The sequence below is a fragment of the Chitinophaga sp. ARDCPP14 genome (assembly GCF_051362515.1).
Lineage (GTDB): Bacteria > Bacteroidota > Bacteroidia > Chitinophagales > Chitinophagaceae > Chitinophaga.
The window spans coordinates 67450-87299 of record NZ_JBKIXB010000010.1; the positions used below are offsets into that span (position 1 = coordinate 67450).

At 46.5% G+C, this 19850-nt stretch carries 16 protein-coding genes and 1 tRNA gene; 10 read left to right on the plus strand and 7 right to left on the minus strand.

Annotated features, from left to right (window positions below; all coding sequences use genetic code 11):
* Positions 1–4: 4 nt before the first annotated feature.
* From ACLHR0_RS24375 to ACLHR0_RS24385, 3 genes are read right to left on the minus strand one after another with little or no spacing between them, the layout of a single operon-like run.
* Positions 5–490, minus strand: a complete 486-nt coding sequence (locus ACLHR0_RS24375) for a hypothetical protein (protein WP_436490135.1) — start codon at positions 488–490, stop codon at positions 5–7.
* A gap of 1 nt (position 491) precedes the next feature.
* Complete coding sequence (locus tag ACLHR0_RS24380) at positions 492–1991, minus strand: zinc-dependent metalloprotease (protein ID WP_436490137.1); 1500 nt, start codon at positions 1989–1991, stop codon at positions 492–494.
* A gap of 18 nt (positions 1992–2009) precedes the next feature.
* Complete coding sequence (locus tag ACLHR0_RS24385; RefSeq protein ID WP_436490138.1) at positions 2010–3788, minus strand: type VI secretion system Vgr family protein; 1779 nt, start codon at positions 3786–3788, stop codon at positions 2010–2012.
* A 468-nt stretch (positions 3789–4256) separates the two neighbouring features.
* On the opposite strand from ACLHR0_RS24385, the gene ACLHR0_RS24390 reads away from it, so the two are divergent.
* On the plus strand, positions 4257–6212 hold the full coding sequence (locus ACLHR0_RS24390; protein ID WP_436490140.1) for a glycoside hydrolase family 97 protein: 1956 nt from the start codon (positions 4257–4259) through the stop codon (positions 6210–6212).
* A gap of 38 nt (positions 6213–6250) precedes the next feature.
* Complete coding sequence (locus ACLHR0_RS24395; RefSeq protein WP_436490142.1) at positions 6251–7150, plus strand: glycerophosphodiester phosphodiesterase family protein; 900 nt, start codon at positions 6251–6253, stop codon at positions 7148–7150.
* Positions 7151–7217: 67 nt separating this feature from the next.
* Here the strand turns inward: ACLHR0_RS24395 and ACLHR0_RS24400 are convergent, their stop codons facing one another.
* The 4 genes from ACLHR0_RS24400 to ACLHR0_RS24415 form a co-directional block, all read right to left on the minus strand.
* Positions 7218–7844 (minus strand): hypothetical protein, encoded by a 627-nt coding sequence (locus ACLHR0_RS24400; RefSeq protein WP_370912515.1) that lies wholly within the window; start codon positions 7842–7844, stop codon positions 7218–7220.
* On the minus strand, positions 7834–8337 hold the full coding sequence (locus ACLHR0_RS24405; RefSeq protein ID WP_436490145.1) for an RNA polymerase sigma factor: 504 nt from the start codon (positions 8335–8337) through the stop codon (positions 7834–7836). Before ACLHR0_RS24405 ends, ACLHR0_RS24400 begins: the two co-directional genes overlap by 11 nt.
* A gap of 12 nt (positions 8338–8349) precedes the next feature.
* Entirely contained in the window at positions 8350–9225 is an 876-nt protein-coding gene (locus ACLHR0_RS24410; RefSeq protein WP_436490147.1) for a TraB/GumN family protein, read from the minus strand.
* 149 nt (positions 9226–9374) lie between these two features.
* The gene (locus ACLHR0_RS24415) at positions 9375–10493 is read right to left on the minus strand and encodes a suppressor of fused domain protein (RefSeq protein ID WP_436490149.1); all 1119 of its coding nucleotides are present in this window, start codon (positions 10491–10493) and stop codon (positions 9375–9377) included.
* A 96-nt stretch (positions 10494–10589) separates the two neighbouring features.
* On the opposite strand from ACLHR0_RS24415, the gene ACLHR0_RS24420 reads away from it, so the two are divergent.
* The 8 genes from ACLHR0_RS24420 to ACLHR0_RS24455 all read left to right on the plus strand — a co-directional run bounded on the left by ACLHR0_RS24420 (position 10590) and on the right by ACLHR0_RS24455 (position 19840).
* Positions 10590–11360 (plus strand): NIPSNAP family protein, encoded by a 771-nt coding sequence (locus tag ACLHR0_RS24420; protein ID WP_429062864.1) that lies wholly within the window; start codon positions 10590–10592, stop codon positions 11358–11360.
* Positions 11361–11364: 4 nt separating this feature from the next.
* Positions 11365–11487, plus strand: a complete 123-nt coding sequence (locus ACLHR0_RS24425) for a hypothetical protein (RefSeq protein WP_429051342.1) — start codon at positions 11365–11367, stop codon at positions 11485–11487.
* A 211-nt stretch (positions 11488–11698) separates the two neighbouring features.
* The gene (locus tag ACLHR0_RS24430) at positions 11699–12622 is read left to right on the plus strand and encodes a family 2A encapsulin nanocompartment shell protein (RefSeq protein WP_429051343.1); all 924 of its coding nucleotides are present in this window, start codon (positions 11699–11701) and stop codon (positions 12620–12622) included.
* Positions 12609–14258 (plus strand): family 2A encapsulin nanocompartment cargo protein cysteine desulfurase, encoded by a 1650-nt coding sequence (locus ACLHR0_RS24435; RefSeq protein ID WP_436490151.1) that lies wholly within the window; start codon positions 12609–12611, stop codon positions 14256–14258. Before ACLHR0_RS24430 ends, ACLHR0_RS24435 begins: the two co-directional genes overlap by 14 nt.
* A 262-nt stretch (positions 14259–14520) precedes the next feature.
* Positions 14521–14592: transfer RNA gene (locus tag ACLHR0_RS24440), tRNA-Met, on the plus strand.
* Positions 14593–14742: 150 nt separating this feature from the next.
* Positions 14743–15165, plus strand: a complete 423-nt coding sequence (gene yiaA / locus ACLHR0_RS24445; RefSeq protein WP_429051345.1) for an inner membrane protein YiaA — start codon at positions 14743–14745, stop codon at positions 15163–15165.
* Between the two features lie 281 nt (positions 15166–15446).
* Positions 15447–16301 carry a hypothetical protein gene (locus tag ACLHR0_RS24450; RefSeq protein WP_436490153.1) on the plus strand — a complete coding sequence of 285 codons (855 nt, stop codon included), beginning with the start codon at positions 15447–15449 and terminating at the stop codon, positions 16299–16301.
* Between the two features lie 563 nt (positions 16302–16864).
* Positions 16865–19840: a SusC/RagA family TonB-linked outer membrane protein gene (locus ACLHR0_RS24455; RefSeq protein ID WP_436490155.1), complete on the plus strand. Its 2976-nt coding sequence runs from the start codon at positions 16865–16867 to the stop codon at positions 19838–19840.
* The last annotated feature ends 10 nt before the right edge of the window (positions 19841–19850 follow it).

Genomic DNA, 19850 nt, shown 5'->3' on the forward strand with positions numbered 1-19850 from the left:
TATGCTACTTTTTTTTATTCCCTTCAGTAATCAGTTGCGATACCTCTTTTTTTACGCTTCCCACGTAATGCCTGATAGCTGCCGGAATGCGGCTGGTGTCGGCATCTATCTGGTACGACATAGGGGGCCTTTTATCTTTAAACCCAACTTCCACTATGACCACCGGCTGCTCTCCGCAATACAGGCAACCCCAGCTATGGGTAGTAGTACCGGCGGTTAACAACAGCGATGGGATGGAATCCAGTACAAAACGGCTTCGTTGCCATTGGCCGGAGGATAAAGTTTGCACGGACGAATCTATTTTTACGCCAGTGGTATCCAGCCAGTATCGCTCCAGTACTTCAGGCGTAACGCGATACTTCACCCGGATGCCGGTGGAGAAAACACCAAAGTGAACCCAGGCCACTGCACCGGTTCCGGGTTTTGTTTGTGCCGGTAGTATATCCATTACCGTTAGCATCAATAAAAGCGTAATCAAACTCCCGCGCATACTAGTAATTTAAAATTAAACTCCGGTCCTGTCTCATGATATCCCACTGGAACTTAAAAAAGGACCGCATATTATCTTTGGCATTGTGTGGATTCAGATTACCGTTTGTTTGCCAGGTATAATCCATGATGTTGTCGGTATGGCCCTGGTAAAAAGTGTAGGGTGGCGGCTTTAGTCCCGCCATAGGCTGGCCGGCGCTGAACGTATGCTGCAGGCCCAGCGAATGCCCCGCTTCATGCAACAGGGTACGCCGTTGATTGAGCCCTTTCAGGAATACAACGAAGGCATTTCCCCAAACAAATTCCTTTATAACGTCTCCGTCGGCGGCAGCAGCGATGCCGTTAAAATCGGCGGGTAAATCCGTGAGGAATATATAGGTGCGTTTGTTGGCATCGGCGTTAATGCGGCCGCCATTGGGTTTGTGCTGCCCGTATTTTTCATACAGCTTCATCACTTCCTCCAGGAACTGTTGCTCATTGAAGGCTGCTGCTCCGCCAAGAACATTGTTCCAATAGCTGGTAACGTCATGGTCGGTTAAAGGGAGTACGCCGGTTTCAAAAATGGTGTCGGTTTTAATTTCGGCGCGGATGAGCGCCTGGTTATATGAACCTCTTTTAAACTGGTATTCTATGTCCTTTACCATTTGCTGATCAATAGCAGGAAGACTGTTTGCCTGTGTGCCTACCTTCACCAGTATCAGCTCCATTTTGGGAATGACGTGATTATTATACACCATCAGCTTGCCCACTTCTTCCTTCTTATTGCCCAGTTTTGCAAACACTTTTATTTCTTCATGCTGTTGCAGCGGAGCATTGGCATTTACTACATTCACGGCGCCTTTCAACGTATAGTACTTAACTTTTACGCCGCCTGGCCGGAAGCGCGTTTGCTGGCCGCTTCCCATTAATGCAGCGATATTTACTTTCTGCGGGGTTATTTTCAGGTTAGGATTTTTTGATTCGAAGATAATCTCGGTACCATCGCTGACTACTTCCTCTATCTCTTCCAGTTCAAGGTCCAGCCGGGCGCCATCTTTATTCATGGAAGAACCGTATTTAAACTGTTGTGAAGTAGTATAAGGAAAAAGTGACAACCAGGCGGGGTAATAGTCAACGCCGTATGGCTTCACCGGGTTCTTTACACCTTTCAGGTATTCGCTTTTTGCGGCGGCTACGTCGCTAACCAGTGGCACTGTGCTGTTACACGGCTGGTTATTATTATCGCGTTCAATGTAAATAAGGGGATAGATATATTCGTCCCGGAGCCAGTCGAACCCATATTCCCCTTTGTAACCCGCCGGCCGCCTGAAGTGTACCAGGAACTTTTTCAGTTCCTTCTCTTTTGCTGGCGGCGCCTTATACTTGTCATAAATAATTTTCTCTGTGCTGCGCAGTTTTACCTGGCTGGCGGCATTCAAGCTGATATCGCCATTGGTGGCATAGGTAGTTGACAGCTCGGAGCTTTCAACAATCGTTTTTGCTACTGAGATCATATTTCCCATCTGTACCTGGTTGTGGGGTTAAAACATTTTCGCCTTGTCGCCGCTTTTGTTCACGATCTGCTTGGCGCTGTGCATTTCAATATTTTCTTTGGTACTGTTCATACTCACTTTCTCGGCGGTCTTCTCAATATTTTTAGCAGTGCGCTGGAGTGTATCATCCGCCACCTCTTTGATATTGGCAGCAAGCAGGCTAAAGTCCTTCACCGCAGTTTGCGACAGGTTTTTACCGGCGCTTACCTGTATATTTTCTTTTGCCGTAAAGCTGATATTTTTAGCATTGATGGTGATGTTTTCCATCGCGGCGATGTTAATACTTTGGGCACTGGTATCCATTGTAACGATGTTACCGGATTTATCGGTGATGGTGATGCTTTCTGCCCCATCGGTATCATCCAGGCGGATGATATGCCCGCTGCGGGTTTTAATGACCTTCAGGTTATTTTGCGCGTCACCGAAGCCCGTTTTCGCGTTTCCATTATACACGGTGCCAAGTACGACTGGCACTTCAGGATTACCTCCTTCAAAATCTACCCATACTTCCTCCCCGTTTTCAGGTATAAAATAGAACCCTTTCTCAGTACCTCCATGCGGGGATACCAATCGTAGCCAGGGCGTAGTTCCTTGTTGCTGCCATTGAAATTTTACCCGTACACGGCCCAGTCCTTTGGGGTCATTATTATCGGTCACCACAGCGCTTTGCGCTTCACATACCGGCGTGCGGTACAGGTCTACCTCCGGCATGGCTGCTGCGGCGGGTATGGCTTCAAAGGTATTTTTATATAATCCGTTTTCTGTGCAGTAGTGCGCGAGTTGAGTTACTACAAACTCGCCATGGTGCTCATTGGAAAGTACCGATTCATTAACGGTAATGATATCCCCGATGCGTAATGCACTTTGCTGGCTGGTGCCTTTCAGGACGGCCATTTGCGAAAGCCTTCCTTTCTTTTGTACCTGCGTATATTTATCCAGTTGCGATTTTGCAGCGGTACCAAACGATTGGTTCAGTTTATACTGCGACGTTTTTTTATACAGCCGTTCACTTACTTCTTTCAGGTGGCTCGTATATACGTCGGTGTTACCTGCGGGCACCGACAGGGTATCGTTGCTTACCGCCTGGTTTTGCCGGTAATCATAGCCATAGAAGCGGCTATTGTTGGACTTCACGGTAAGATCGAGGTTAAACCCGATCAGGTCTACCTGGTGTGTAAGCGTTGTCTTCTGCGGACGGTAATTTCCAAACACCACCTTCTCTCCATCATAAAAAAACCATTCCCCGAAACGGGCGGCGAGCCTGTCTATAAACTCGTAGGTGGTTTCTTTATATTGTACAATATATTTCAGGGCATCGGTATGCGCCGGATCTACCGCGGGCGATTTGGCGTAAGGCCCGCATCCCTTCAGGGCTTCATTCACAATAGCCGACAATGTTTTCTGCTCATAACAGGCAATATGTTCATCATCTTCCAGCAGGATAGTTACACTATGTCCTTTGATCACGCAAAATCCGTGCGTACCATCGGTTTCCTTTCCCATGCTGATACCACTCACAATACCATTAAAATTTAAAGGCTTGTATACGGCATTTGATTCAACAGGTTTTACAGAGATAGAAATTTCTTTTCCCAGGAACTCCTTACCGGCATTAAACAATCCTTTTCCGAGTTTGGTAAGCCAGTCGTACCCGATCATGATCTCAAAGCTATGATGGCCGCGGATAGTCTGATGCAAGGCAAGGGAATGAAAAGAAGTAAACTGATGATCACCAATAGTGAATGAGGTGTGCGTATACAATGACATTTCGCAGCTTTTACGGTTTTAAATATGGTTATACCTTTTTATCACCATAGAAATGATATCGGGTAACTACTTCAAAAAATTGGAATTAATATCTGCTGTTGCCATTAACGGGTTAAAACACGCAACAGGAGATTGACATGGTTACAGTCAGCAACTAATATACAACAAGTGTCACAATTTCAATCATACGCGAACAAAAAAATAACGCTGGCGATGCGATAAAATAAAAGAGCTCTGCCGTTAAATAATAAGCAGGACACCTAATGTTTATAATCAAATGTTCAACAGTGATGAAAGATTAACTTATCTAGCATGCCAACACTCACCAAACGCCAGTACTGTTATTGAAAGCAGCTTTCAGGATACAGCCGGTAATTTATCATGTAAAGTTTATGAAATAACGATTAATTTAACCCCTGCTTCTCCGTACGGAGGAAATTGCATTTTATACAACTTAAAACGGAAATAATGAATCTGAAAGGATGGATGCTTGCCTGGATAGCCATTACAGGAAGCATAGCAGCAGCGGCACAGGAATATACATTGCGTTCGCCCGACGGCAAAATAAATATACGTATAACCGTAAGGGATAGTATACAGTATTCCTTATCCTACAATGGCCAGGTATTGTTGCAGCCGGCCACTATCGGCGTGGCTACCTCTGTTAGCCCTGATGGTAACTGGAAAGTTGCCGGCACTAAAACGTCGTCGGTAACACAAACGCTTCGCCCGGTAGTAAAGCAGAAAAGTACCTTCATTGAAGATCACTACGATCAGTTGCAGCTCAATTTTAAAAACCGCACCTCCCTGCAATGGCGCGCCTACAATAATGGTATTGCATGGCGATGGCTCATTAATAACAAAGGCGCCTGGCAGGTGGTAAACGAGCAGGCCGGCTTCGCCCTCCAGGCGAAAGACAGCGCCTGGTACCCGGTTGAAAGCGGGTTCTTCTCCCATAACGAACGCCTCTATAAAAAACTGACCATAGATAGTATCCGCGGCCCGAAAAGCCTGGCCAGCCTGCCTGCACTGTTCAGCGTAAACGGCGCCAAATTACTGATCACCGAAACCGGTCTCCTTAATCACGCAGGAATGTGGCTTCAGGGAAATGGCAGCAACACACTGGAGGCCGTATTTCCCCACTACCCGATAAAGAAAAAAGTAACCTCCGACCGTGATGAAGAAGTGGAAACCAGGGAAAACTTTATTGCCAAAAAAGAAGGCGCTTCCCAATTGCCCTGGCGCATTGTGATGATAGCACCGGAAGATAAAGACCTGCTGGTAAATGAACTTCCTTATCAATTGGCGGAACCAGCTACCGGCGACTACAGCTGGGTGAAGCCCGGCAAGGCCATCTGGGACTGGTGGAACGATAATAATATTTACCAGGTGGATTTCCGGGCGGGTGTCAACACCGACACTTACAAATATTACATCGACTTTGCCGCTAAATACAAACTGGAATATGTAGTACTGGACGAAGGCTGGAGCGATACCCGCAACCTGCTGAAAACAGTACCCGACATAAATATGGAAGAATTATCGCGCTACGCGGCTTCCAAAAATGTAGGCATCATCCTGTGGACGACGTGGCTGGCACTGGATCAGCAGCTGGACGCCGCAATGGAACGCTTTGCCAAATGGAATATCAAAGGGATTAAGGTCGACTTCATGCAGCGCGATGACCAGCCAATGGTGAACTTTTATGAAAGGGTGGCCAAAGCCGCTGCTGCACATAAAATGCTGGTAGACTTCCACGGCGCGCATAAACCCGCGGGGCTCCAACGTACATACCCCAACGTAATTTCCTTTGAAGGCGTGTATGGACTGGAGCAAAGCAAAGGCGATCAAAGCAAATCCATTGCACCGGATCATAACGTTACCTTTCCCTTTATCCGTATGGCAGCAGGACCGGCGGACTATACACCCGGCGCTATGCTGAATGCACAAAAAAGAGACTGGGCACCACATTACAGCAATCCAATGAGCATCGGTACCCGTTGCCATCAACTGGCAATGTACGTGGTATATGAAAGCCCGCTGCAAATGCTGGCAGATAATCCCACGCACTATTACAAAGAACCGGAGTGTATGCAGTTCCTCGAGGCGGTTCCCAGCGTATGGGATACCACCATTGCCCTGCAGGCCAGCGTTGGCAACTATATCCTTACCGCGCGCAAGGCCGCTAACGGCGATTGGTATGTAGGCGGTATGACAAACTTCACACCACGCACCTTAACACTGGATTGTTCTTTCCTGCCGGAAGGTACCTATATCATGCATGTCTGGAAAGATGGTATCAACGCCGACAGGAACGCACAGGATTATAAAATGGAACAGATAACGGTAGATAAAAACTCGAAAGTACCGGTAGTAATGAACGTTGGCGGCGGGTGGGCCGCAAGGATCGTGAAGCAACAATAAAATAACATTGCCGGTAAACCATTTATATTCACTTTGCAATGATGAACCGTACTTTATTTTTAGCTGTCCTGGGTAGTCTGTTTACCAGTAGCGCAATCGCACAACAACCGATAGATGTACAGGCACATCGCGGGGGAATGGCCCTGATGCCGGAGAATACCATTCCCGCTATGATCAACGCCGTAAAATTAGGCGCCAGAACACTGGAACTCGACTGCATCATTACAGCAGATCAACAGGTAGTCGTATCGCACGATGCGTATATGTCGGCAGAATTTATGCGTAAGCCTGATGGCTCGGATATCTCCAAAGCCGAAGAAAAAAGCCTCGCGTTGTATAAAATGTCTTACGACAGCATCCGGAAATATGACGCCGGTACAAAACCACATCCCCGCTTTCCGCAACAGGAAAAAATGATGGTTCACCGGCCACTGCTAACAGACCTGATAGATAGTGTGGAAACGTATGTAAAAACACATCACCTCAAACCAGTGTTTTACAACATGGAAACCAAAAGCGCTCCCGATGGCGATGGCATCTATAATCCCGGACCAGCGGAATTTGTAGCCCGCGTAATGGAAGTCATCAACAGGAAAAAAATTACGGACCGCGTTATTATCCAGTCGTTCGACATCCGCACACTCCAGGAATTGCATAAAACCCATCCCGGTCAGAAAACCGCTTTGCTGATAGGTAACAAAGACAGCTTCAGCGACAACCTTGAGAAGCTGGGATTCACGCCCACCATCTATAGCCCGAACTACCTGTTGGTAACGCCGACCCTGGTAAAAGAAGCACACGATAAAAAAGTGGCGGTGATTCCCTGGACCGTAGATGACGAAAGCGAATTAAAAAAACTCATCTCCTGGGGAGTAGATGGCATTATTTCCAATGCACCTGATAAACTCATAAAACTGGTGGGCAGCTACCAGAAGTAATACTTACTTTAAAATAAAGCGCGGGCCGACAAATGATGTCGGCCCGCTCTTTACTTTTTATTCTTATCTATGCATTTTCTTTAAACTGTTCCAGCACCTGCCCGATCTGCTTCAGGTACTTCCCATAACTTTGTTTGATCCATATTTCCGTTAAGGCGGTAATCAGTAACACCAGCAAAACAAAAGCTGCAGCTAAACCCAGCGCAATTCCCCGGTGATCAGCAGCCTTTGCCAGCAAGCTGGTCATCTCGCTGCTTTTATGACTCACCATGTACATAACGCCAATGATCAGCGCAAAAGGAAGCAGTGTATAGGTGTAAGCTTTATACATTTCAATATTCAGCCTGGCCTCGTAATACAAAGCATATAGATTGTCTTTTGAGCTGAGGGTATTTGTACCAAGACTCTTATAAAAAGTATTGAACTTATAATAATATTGAACAGAGATGGCGATCACCACCAGGTACACCGCATAAAAAGGCACCACCATCACGGGATCGAGTGGAAAAATTTTAGGTGTAAACGCTATCAGTACCAGGCTGAAAAGCTGTACAAAAAATTCCATTTGCATCGCTTTACGCAGTTTTTCCACCGGCAGTTGTAAAGTTTTTAACTGGTCTACACTGGAAGGAACCACTACATTGCCGCTTTCATTATCGTTGTTCCATGCAGATTTTATATCATCAAAATTCATAACCTTGTTTTTTAATCAGTTCTTTTAATTTGTCTTTTGCCCTGCTGAGCTTAATTCTGGCATTTCCTTCGGAGATACCCAGGTTTTCACCGATCTCTTTGTGGGAATAATTTTCCAGGTGAAGAAAAACCAATGCCTTTTCCAATCTTTCCAGTTTCTGTACCGCCCTGTAAAAGTGTGCCAGTTGCAGTTCTTTTGTAGCTGTTACATTTTCTTCCATGGCCATGTGTTCCGGCATGGTGTCTGTAACAGCCATTTTTCTTTTTTCTTTTTTGAAGAATACCAGTGCGGTATTCAGCGCAACCCTGTACATCCAGGTGGAGAAGCGGCTTTGGTGCTGAAAGGAGTCGTAAGATTTCCATAGCTGGTAGATAATTTCCTGTGTCAGATCCTGCTGATCATCTTCAGCATCCATATACATCCTGGAAATCTTATGAATAATTCCTTTGTGGGCTTCAACCAGTTCAAGAAATTCTTTTTCCTTGTTTTTCAATCGGTGATAGCTTTAGTTCAAAATAGGTGTAACCGTATATCCTTTCTCTCTTAATAATTTAATCAATCCGATAGGGCCTGCAAGATGGGCGCCGCCCACTGCAAAGAAAGTGCTTTCCTGCTGCATCATTCCGGGCATTTTATCAACCCAGTTTTTGTTCCGCACTTCCAGCATCCAGTGAATGGTATTTTCATCCATCTGGTCCGGAGTAGTCATCAGGTTGTACATATTACTCAGCTCTTCTGCTTTATAGGCTGCCACCAGTTTGTTCATGTTTATACTGCTGCTGTCGAAAGCCTTTACCTGTTCAACAATTTGTTTATCGGTATAAGATTTCAGCAGGTATCCCACCTGTTCTTCTAATCCTTCCAGGTAACCGACATGCTTCTTATCTGCCTGCATTGTTTGTATAAAAGTAGTTTCATAAGATTTTAATTCCTGGCAGGGAAATGATTTCATGGCCAGCAGGGAGATAGTAGCGACCAGCTGATAGTTTTCAAATGGCGCCAAAGGCACGCCACATTTACTTTTCAGGATAGAATCCACGTCGTGGTAGTCGGCAGGAGATAATTTTTTACTCAACGGCACATCAGACGCCATGGCTTTAGCCATAATGGTGTTAATATTGGGGTCGAGGATATTGGCTTCAATGACCAGTTGCGCCGACTTACTTAATGCCTGTTTGGTTTTTTCTGTTACTTTAAAATCATTTTCACAAATCATGTGGATGGTGCCATACAAATAAGAGGGCTTCGATAATCCGTTACCGCTGACTTCCCACAATAATGATTTGTCCTGGCTGGTTGGCTGCTGTGCAACCGCTTTACCTGCAAATAAGCCTGTGATTACCAATGTAGCTGCTGCGATATTCCTGAAGATATTTTTCATATGCTTTTGATTTTCTTTTCAGAATTAGTAGGCGATGGAATCACTTCGTTACAGATTATTTCAACTTTTTTTCAAAAAATTCCTAAACCAGCCACCAGTAAGAGAAAGGTCTGCTTTGCAGCAGACCTTTTCCTGTAAAAGAGGTATCCTTATTTATCAGCGGGCAATTCGGCCCTGCGGGTAACGATGTGGTTCAGGTTATGATGGATCATTTTCTCCAGCAGGTCGTAGCCTGCATTAGGCCGGGAGTGCGCATATTCCCTTTCCAGTTTGGTGATGGGGGCCAGCCAGTATAAGTTCACCTTATCGCCATATACCTCCGGCAGCCCGATGGCGGGGCCATTATATAAGGCGGAGGATACCACTACGCTCTCGAAAGGCGCAGGTAGTTCCTCAGAGCTCACCGTATGGCCTTCTCCCAGCCAGGTAACCTGTTTCCAGGGCCTGTCGGCCATATCAGACATCAGGCCGGCCATCGCCATGATCTCTTTATCCGTAAAATCTTTGCTGCTCACTGCCATCGCCAGTTCCATCCGGCGAAACCCGGGTGCCCGGTCGCTGTACAGGAGTTCTACCCATGGCATCGGGCGGATACTAATCCCCAGGGTGAGCAGGTATACCACCTCATCTTTCTCAAATTTACCCAATGCCATCGGGGGCCATTGTCCGCCGTCGATGGCGTAGTACTTCTGGATGGGACCAAACTCGGCTTCATAGGCTTTCAGATACTGGTCCTGCAAAATGCTCCATGCCTGGCTGGTTTCGCCTTCCCAGTCTTTCCAGAAGGCAATGGCCTGGTCTACGCGCTCGTACATGGCGTTGGCGCCCCGTTTGCCCAGTGGCATCAGCCGGTCGTTTTCGCCGGCGCCGGTACAATCAGCAGCATAGGCTACCGCGTGTTCGTCATTATACAAACTCCAGCCCGGTATCACACCCAGTATTTCATTATCATATAATACCGCTGCTCCATCTCCCTCTTCCGTCCATACAATTGTTATACGCTCTTTTTCCAGCGGTTCACGGCCTTCGGGGTGGTTGCAGTAGGCTGCTTCCAACATAGGCGCCATGCCTTCTTTCATGGCTGCAACGTCTTTCGATGCGGGCGCCGGCTGCAGGTTACGTAACCAGCATGGTCGCGGCGAATACTTTGTGGTCAACAATTCCGATGGATACAGGTAAAAATAAGCCACTCTGTCGTCCTGCTCCACTACGGCATATAAAGTTCCCCTGTTATTAGGCTGGTCTATCAACATTACCGGCTCAGACATAATTATTCTTTTAAGATCGAAAAATAACACAATCCCGGCAATACTATAATTCCTGCCTCAATTGCTGTATTTTGTCAGGTATACAATTAATTTTTTATGAAAAGATATTCCACCCTGTTAATGGCACTCATGATGTTTTGTTCAGCTACACTCACTGCCAAAGAACGACAATTTTATCAGATCAAAATCTACCACCTGAAAACAAAAGCGCAGGAAACACTGGTAGATAATTACCTGGAAAAAGCATTTCTCCCGGCATTACACCATGCAGGCATCAAACAGGCCGGCGTGTTTAAACCGGTTACTGCCGATACGGCCGAAATCCGGATCTATGTATTGATCCCATTCCAGTCGCTCGAACAGTTCACCAACCTGGATAAAACCCTGCAGGCCGACAAGTCCTTCCAGGCTAACGGGAAAGACTATACGGATGCAGCCTGGAACAACGTTCCTTTTACCAGGATAGAATCCATCCTGTTACAGGCGTTTCCCGGGATGCCCGTACTGGAGGCTCCCTCATTGAAAGCTCCCAAAAGTGAGCGGGTATACGAACTACGCAGTTATGAAAGCCCTTCCGAGAAATACCACGTCAATAAAGTAAAGATGTTCAATACCGGCGACGAAATCGGCATTTTCAAAAACCTCAACTTTAATGCGGTGTTTTATGCCACTGTCATTTCCGGTTCACGCATGCCCAACCTGATGTACATGACCACTTTCAACAATAAGGAAGACCGCGATGAACACTGGAAGGCATTTAGTGCAGATCCGAAATGGAAAGCCCTGTCGGCGCTGGAAGAATACAGTCACAATGTATCTAAATCAGATATCCTGTTCCTGAGACCAACAGACTATTCAGACCTGTAATACCATGGAGTGGCAGGCATGCACCTGCCACTCCATTTATCATACTGCCACCGTAGCCCTCACTGTTCCCTATTACCGCCATGGCTTTGTTTCCAGGCCGGTAAATGCTGACCCACATTTGTCGTAAAAGTATAAATAATATTTCTACAGACAACACCTCCCCGCGCAGGCGCTTACCTGCCCCGCCCACAGATTAAAAATGTGCGCCGATAATTAAACAAAAAGGCTTAATTTAACTGCTATTACACCCACCGGCGGGAGTGAAAATGAGCCACCACACATTTTTGCTCCCGGTCAATGACACCACAATTATTTAAAATTCAAAAACTGATCCCCACATGGCTGATGAAACTCAACAGAAAGTTCAGACCGCACTAGGCGACGTCGCCGCAAGACAGCTTGCCATTGCCACCCGTACGGTCCCGCAAATGTCTACCATTACCCCCCGCTGGCTCACGCGATTAATGAGCTGGATCCCGGTAGAATCGGGCGTGTACAGGCTTAACAAAGTAAAAGATGAAAGCAATGTAACCGTGGATTGTTCCGGAAGGGATGAACGCGAACTGCCGCAAACCTTTGTGGATTACATTGATAACCCACGTGAGTACAATCTCAGTGCAGTAAATACGGTGCTGGATGTACATACCCGCGTGTCGGACCTCTACAGCAAACCTTACAACCAGATCAGCGAACAGTTGCGGCTGATCATCGAAACCATTAAGGAAAGGCAGGAAAGCGAACTGATTAACAACAAGGAATATGGTTTGCTGAACAGCGTAATAGCCTCGCAGCGTATTAAAACACGCACCGGCGCGCCTACTCCGGACGACCTGGATGAACTTATCACCAAAGTATGGAAGGAGCCCGGTTTCTTTTTACTGCATCCGCTCACCATTGCCGCCTTTGGCCGGGAATGCACCAGACGGGGTGTGCCTCCTCCCACCGTTTCCCTTTTCGGCTCTCAATTTATTACCTGGCGCGGCATTCCGCTGATACCATCCGATAAAGTGCCCATCGAAAACGGTAAATCCAAGATCATTCTTTTACGCACCGGCGAAAGCAGGCAGGGAGTAGTTGGCTTGTACCAGCCTAACTTACCGGGAGAACAGTCGCCCGGGTTATCTGTGCGCTTCATGGGCATTAACCATCAGGCCATTGCTTCCTATCTCGTATCCCTTTACTGTTCACTGGCAGTATTGGTAGACGATGCCATTGCTGTATTGGATGATGTAGAAATAGGCAAGTACCATGAATACAAATAATTTCCAACCCGATGGATTACCGGATATTGCCGCATTGGAAAAACTGGCCAACCAGTTGTTTTCCTCCCTGCAATCCGGTAATGATGCGCCCTCCGCAGGCTACGCATCTGCTGCCCCCATCCAGGACCCGTTACTGCAACAGGGAAGCGTAACGGATGTTACGCAGGCGCCCACCAGTTTACCGGATCCTCACTTTTCCGGTAACGGCGGCATTCCTGCTTCTGTGGCAGGCAGCGGTATTTCACCGGCTGCGCTCACGCATCCAACAACGGCGTATGATCCTTCTTTTGAACAGGAACTGCAACGGGCACTGAAAAGTATACCGTCATCCACCTATACATCGCAGCTGCCTTCCGCAGGCACCTCCTACTATTTCTTACCGGAAAAAGCAGCAGGTATCACCGGCGCTACCCAGCCTCCGTTGGATATCAACCGGGTGAGGGCGGACTTCCCCATATTGCAGGAACAGGTGAACGGCCGCCGGCTGATATGGCTGGATAATGCCGCTACTACGCAGAAGCCGCGGAGTGTCATTGAACGGATCAGCTATTTTTATGAACATGAAAATTCAAATATTCACCGCGCCGCTCATGAACTGGCAGCACGCGCCACAGATGCTTATGAAGGCGCCCGCGAAAAGGTAAGGGCTTTTCTGAATGCTGCCTCCGTGAATGAAATCGTATTTGTTCGCGGCGCCACGGAAGCCATTAACCTCGTCGCCAAAAGCTGGGGCGAACAATTCCTGCAGGCAGGCGATGAAATTATTCTGAGCCACCTGGAGCATCATGCTAACATTGTACCGTGGCAACAACTGGCTGCCAAAAAAGGATTGCTGATAAAAGTAATTCCTGTGGATGACGACGGGCAGATCATACTTTCTGAATACCAGAAACTGCTTGGCGCTAAAACAAAGCTGGTGTCTTTTACACAGGTGTCCAATGCACTCGGTACCGTTACACCGGCCCAACAAATAGTGGAACTCGCCCACCAGGCAGGCGCTAAAGTACTGGTAGATGGCGCCCAGGCGGTATCGCATATGCGCGCTGATGTACAGCGGCTTAATTGCGACTGGTACGTATTTTCCGGGCACAAAGTTTTTGGCCCCACCGGCATCGGCGTATTGTACGGCAAAGAGGCATTGCTGAATGAAACACAACCCTGGCAGGGTGGCGGTAATATGATCAAAGATGTAACCTTTGAACACACCCAATACCACGCCGCCCCCGGGCGCTTTGAAGCCGGTACCGGTAACATAGCCGACGCCGTAGGACTAGGCGCTGCCATTGATTACGTAAATCATATAGGCATTGATGTTATATACCAGTATGAACATTACTTGCTCGTATATGCCACACAGTTATTGAAAGACATACCTGGTTTGCGCCTGATAGGCACCGCTCCCGATAAAACAAGCGTGTTGTCTTTTGTGTTTAAAGATTTCACAACTGAACAGGTGGGTGCGGCGCTCAACCAGGAAGGAATTGCAGTAAGATCCGGCCACCATTGCGCACAGCCCATCCTTCGCAGGTTTGGCGTGGAAAGCACCGTGAGGCCATCACTGGCATTCTACAACAGTTGTGCGGATATTGATACGCTCGTAAATACTTTATTAAGATTACGAAGAAGCAGGATATAATTTTTTTTAGAAAGAAGAGATGGCTGGCAGTTTATTCATATCAAACTATTAGTCATCTCTTCGATCAAAAATATTTTTCATCTCACAGAAAATAAAAAAGAAGCGCAAGACCAATTCCATCAAACGCGCTACGGCACTACATTATACCGGATCTGTTTTTCCACGCAAAAACCTCATTGCCCTGGAACATGCGGCTGTGCTCATAAAAAACAACATTTAAATTTTGTGGTTTAAATTATTTACCTACATTTGCACTCCACAATGCGAGGTAGAGCAGAGGTAGCTCGTCGGGCTCATAACCCGAAGGTCAGTGGTTCGAATCCGCTCCTCGCTACAAAAAGTAAAAGTCCTGTACTGAAAGTGCAGGACTTTTTTTATACCGCAACAGATCGAAAATAAATAGTATTATTACAACAGGCCATCAATACCTGAAAGCAGTTTTTGTTAGCCATCAACCCAATCCCTAAACAAATTTTATTACTCAATGAAACAAAAACCATCAATGGCATTTATTGCCGCCTCCTGGGTAGCGGTATTTGCAGGTATCCTGGGCTTTATCATCGGCCTGTGGAATGCATCCACTATGCAACTGAATGAAAAAGGATATTACTTCACCGTTTTAATGTACGGCCTGTTCGCAGCGGTATCTGTCCAGAAGTGCGTGCGCGACAGGATTGAAGGTGTTCCCGTAACCGACATTTATTATGGTCTCAGCTGGGTGTCCATGTTGCTTACCATCCTGTTGCTTACTATCGGATTATGGAATGCCACCCTTGCACCAAGCGAAAAAGGATTTTACGCATTTGCATTTTTGCTGAGCGTTTTCGGCGCTATCACGGTACAGAAAAATACCCGCGATAGCCAGGCCGCGAAAGCAGGCAACAGTCCCGTTTCCGGCGATATCTAATACTTTCTTTTACAGGGAGGCCGGTTAGTCTCCCTGTTACTCCCCCCCTCTTTTTCCGGAATCTATAAATACTTTTCCTGAATCGTCTTCCACAGCAATTGCTGCGGCGGTACATTTACATTGTCACCTGTGGACATGTGCTTAAACAGGATATCAAATATTATATCTATCCTCCAATCCCTTATAATACATCTCCTGAAGTGATTAACAGTATTCCTGCTAATCACTTTTTTTTGCGCCATATTATAATATATTTGTTGATAGTTAACCTTTTTATCCATATGGGAAACAAAACCTATACTGCTACTATTGTATGTATTGCAGCAATGGTGGTTATTTTTATTACAGTGCGAACTGTGCGTAAAAGCAGCCAGCCGGAATATTTGTCAAATGACAAAGCCGGAGCAGCTGCCGCTGTTGCGCTGGATGAAGCGACAGTACAGGCCGCAGTGGCGGTAGACAGCGTTACCTATGAAATGAAGACCGCTGCAGAATTTCCGCTCAGCGTTTCCCAGCTCCGTGATGCTACTGCCTATCTGTTGCATGAACAGCTGCAACTGGACAGCCATGTGGTGAAAAAAAAGCAAACTTTTGATCTCGCACTGATGTGGCATTCATATGTACAACCGCTGTATTATGAAGGAGAATCGGAAGATCCGTATAACACAACCGCCTATACGAAAAATCACGGGTTAGAGCCCGCTATCCGGCAACTTGCCTGGACTGGCCGCGATGAGGCCCGGCTGCGTGCATCCTTCGCCAGTTATAAAAACCTGTTATACGAAATGCTGCCGTATAATACTTACCAACGTTCCCCGGCACGTTATTATGTGGAAAAATTATTACTCACTTATAGCGCACTCCAGGCAAATGAAAACGTAACGGCACAGCTGGAAAAACTCTATATTAAGATGGCCATCAGTACTGATCATGGCCCCTCAGAAAATTTCATTGGAGAGGTAAGACAGGTGTTAAGTAGCATGATTCGCGTAGATCCTTCACTGAATAACAACGACCTGGATGCACACCGGATGACCGTTTGGCTGGTTTCTTTCTGGGCCCGACGCTATAACGAAGGTAATCAGCAGGCCGTTTATGAAATCCTGAAAGAAATCAGCGATATGTACAGCCGGTGATTGATCCGGTATATCCCTTCGTTTGACCCGGATCTCAAAAAAAAATGTTAAAAATGATTTCATTTAATACAAATAAATATTACTTTTATTCCGGGCAAGAGAAAAAGTGCTGCGTTATTTGACTTGTTATTTAATAAAAGATTCACATGGATCTTTTTTTTGGAACCTATTGCTAAATCGATTTTTTAACGGAGACTATGATAGGCGTCGGGAAATCTATGCATTACACACCGCGTATGAACGAAAAAAATATAGTAATTAAAATATATTCCAGGTAAAAAAGCTAACTGAACTTGTTATTCTTATTGTTTGCTAAATCGATATACTACTGACTAAACAGTACTGTAAGGATCGTACATTTTGCTTATGCGAATATAATGGGAACCATTGCATGCCTGACCGGAAACCAGGCAGCATCTTCATTCAGGAGATATTTTTCACTATTTAAATGATAAAACCAGTATCTGAAAAATTTTAAAAATCAGCCTGTAGGCTTATTGCTAAATCGTTTTTCCTAATAAGCAACCCGGCTTTTCTTTATTAACCAACTTCAATTAACGTATATGCACAAACGATCCACGTTTTGGGCACGGACCTGCTTTGCCAGTATGGTACTGATGCTCTTCTCGCTGTTTGCCTTTTCACAAGGCAAAACCGTATCCGGAAAAGTAACGGATGCCAATGACAACACCGCAATTCCCGGTGTATCTGTTCAGATAAAAGGAACCAGCAGCGGAACCATCACCAAACCCGATGGTACCTTTACCCTGCAGGCGCCGGAAAATGCCGTGCTGATATTTACTTTTGTTGGTTACCTCCCCCAGGAAGTACCGGCATCAGCTAACGCCATGAATGTAAAACTGGCAGCTTCCGTAAAGTCGCTGCAAGACGTAGTGGTAGTGGGTTACGGTACCCAAAAAAGAAATGAAGTAACCACTTCAGTAGCTACTGTAAAGGCGGAAAACTTCAACCAGGGCGGCTCCCGCTCTCCAATGGATCTGATCCAGGGTAAAGTAGCCGGCTTATCCGTTACCAGGACCCAGGGGAATAACCCCAACAGCGGCGCTTCTATACAGATCAGGGGTATCAGCTCCATATCCGGTGATATGAAGCCGCTGATCGTTGTGGATGGTATTCCCGGAGGCAACCTCGACCTGCTGCAACAGGATGATATCGCTACTTTCGACGTTTTGAAAGACGGTTCCGCAGCTGCTATTTATGGTACCCGCGGTAACAACGGGGTAATCCTCATCACTACTAAAAAAGGTAAAGCAGGTGATCCGCAGTATACTTACTCTACCTACCTGCAACGCGAAGCTGTGGCCAAAAGACCCAGCATACTCAGCGCAGCAGAATATGTAAAAGTGGCCGGCGCCACCAACGACCAGGGCGCCGATGTGGATATGTATGATCTCCTGCTCGACAAAAACAATCTTAGTCATTACCACAACTTCGCAGCCTCCGGTGGTACTGCAAACAGCAACTACCGCGCATCCCTTTATTACAACGATGCCAATGGTATTGCCCTCGAAAACGGCCGTAAACAATACGGCGGAAGGGTGAATGTAAACCAGACCGGCTTACAGGGCATGCTCACCATGCAGTTCAACCTGGCAGGCAATTTCAGTAAAGCCAACTTAAACGGTGGAAACAGCGGTGACGGTGATAACAAAGCCGGCAACCCAGGCGCCGATTTTGAGCAGGCAGTACAACGGAATCCTACTGCGCCGATTTTTGGACCTGATGGTAAATATGTTGAAACAAACGGTTTCAATAACTACAATCCACTGGCCCGCTTACAGCAGGAATTATACGAAAGGGATCAGAAAACCTATTCAGGAGATGCACGTATAACGCTGGAGCCTATTCAGGATTTGAAATTTTCTGCCTTCGGCGCTATTGTCCGTGATGAGTATACTGACCGCCAGTATAAAATGAAGGCTTCCCGCTCTTCCATCCAGGACTTCCAGGGTGGCGGTTATGCGTATAAAGCCAATTCCGCCGCTATGGATAAAACTTTTGAAGCTACGGTAGACTATACAAAGACAATCAATTCAGACCATACATTCAATGTGCTCGGCGGCTACAGCTATCAGTACAGCACCCTGGAAAAGTATGCCATGGATAACAACGGCTTCCTCACCGATGCGTTTGAAGACTGGAACATCTCTGCAGGTAACGCCTTAAATGATCCAAAACTGCCACGCCCTACACAGAGCAGCAACAAGGTAGACAATACCCTCATTGCATTCTTCGGCAGGATAAACTATAACTACAAACAGAAATACATGTTGCAGGCTATCCTGCGCCATGAAGGTTCTTCCCGCTTCGGTGCCAACTACAAATGGGGTAACTTCCCTGCAGTATCCGCCGGATGGGTGATTTCAAAAGAAGCCTTCATGCAGGACCTCACTGTTATCAACCACCTGAAACTGCGCGCCGGCTATGGTGTTACCGGTAACCAGGGTATTCCTAACTACCAATCCCTGATCACATTGGGAACAGGGGGCGCTTACCTCCAGTATGGTAAATGGATCCAGACTTATGGCCCCAATAAAAATCCAAACCCGGACCTGAGATGGGAAAAGAAGAAAGAGTTCAACGTGGGTCTTGATTTCTCCCTGCTGAAAAACAGAATCGGCGGTTCCGTTGATGTATACAGCCGTAGAACAGAAGACCTGTTATTCAACTACACGGCACAGCTGCCCTCCAATATCCTGGATAATATCTTCACCAACGTAGGGGAGATCTCCAACAACGGGGTGGAAGTAGTGATCAATGCGGTACCGGTAAGAAGCAAAGATTTTTCCTGGAACAGTGATCTCGCCTTCAACTCCCAGCGGAATAAAATGGTGTCATTCTCCAACCAGATTTATAAAGCCACTGAACAGTTTTATGGAGATCTCCCATCTCCGGGTAATCTTGGCCAGGCCATCCGCGTAGTAGAAGGCGGTCCGCTCGGCACTTTCTATGGCTACCGCTACGCAGGTCTTACTGACGACGGCAAATGGCAGTTCTATAAAAAAGATGGCAGCAAAGCCACTACTTCTGAAATCAATCCGGACGATAAAACAGTGATCGGAAATGGTATTCCCAAGTACATGGCTTCCTGGAACAATACTTTCCGTTACAAGAACTTTGACCTGAGTATCCTCTTCCGCGGCAAATTCGGTTTCGATATCCTGAACCTGCAGGATATGTACTTCGGTAATAAAAAATGGAAACCGAATAACATGTTATCATCTGCTATCGGTAAAAATGATAAGCTGAATGACGATCCACAGTTCTCTGATTACTACCTGGAAAAAGGCGATTTCGTGAAACTGGATAACATCACCCTCGGTTATAATTTCAAACTGAAAACCAAATATATCCGCAACCTGCGCGTGTATGCGAGCGGCCGTAATATCGCTACCATCACCAAATACAGCGGTCTTGATCCCGAACTGCAGGATACTGCGCTGGATTCCGGTATAGATGGAAGAGGATTTTATCCACGCACCCGCTCCTACACTATCGGATTGAACCTTGGATTTTAAAAGCAGCAAA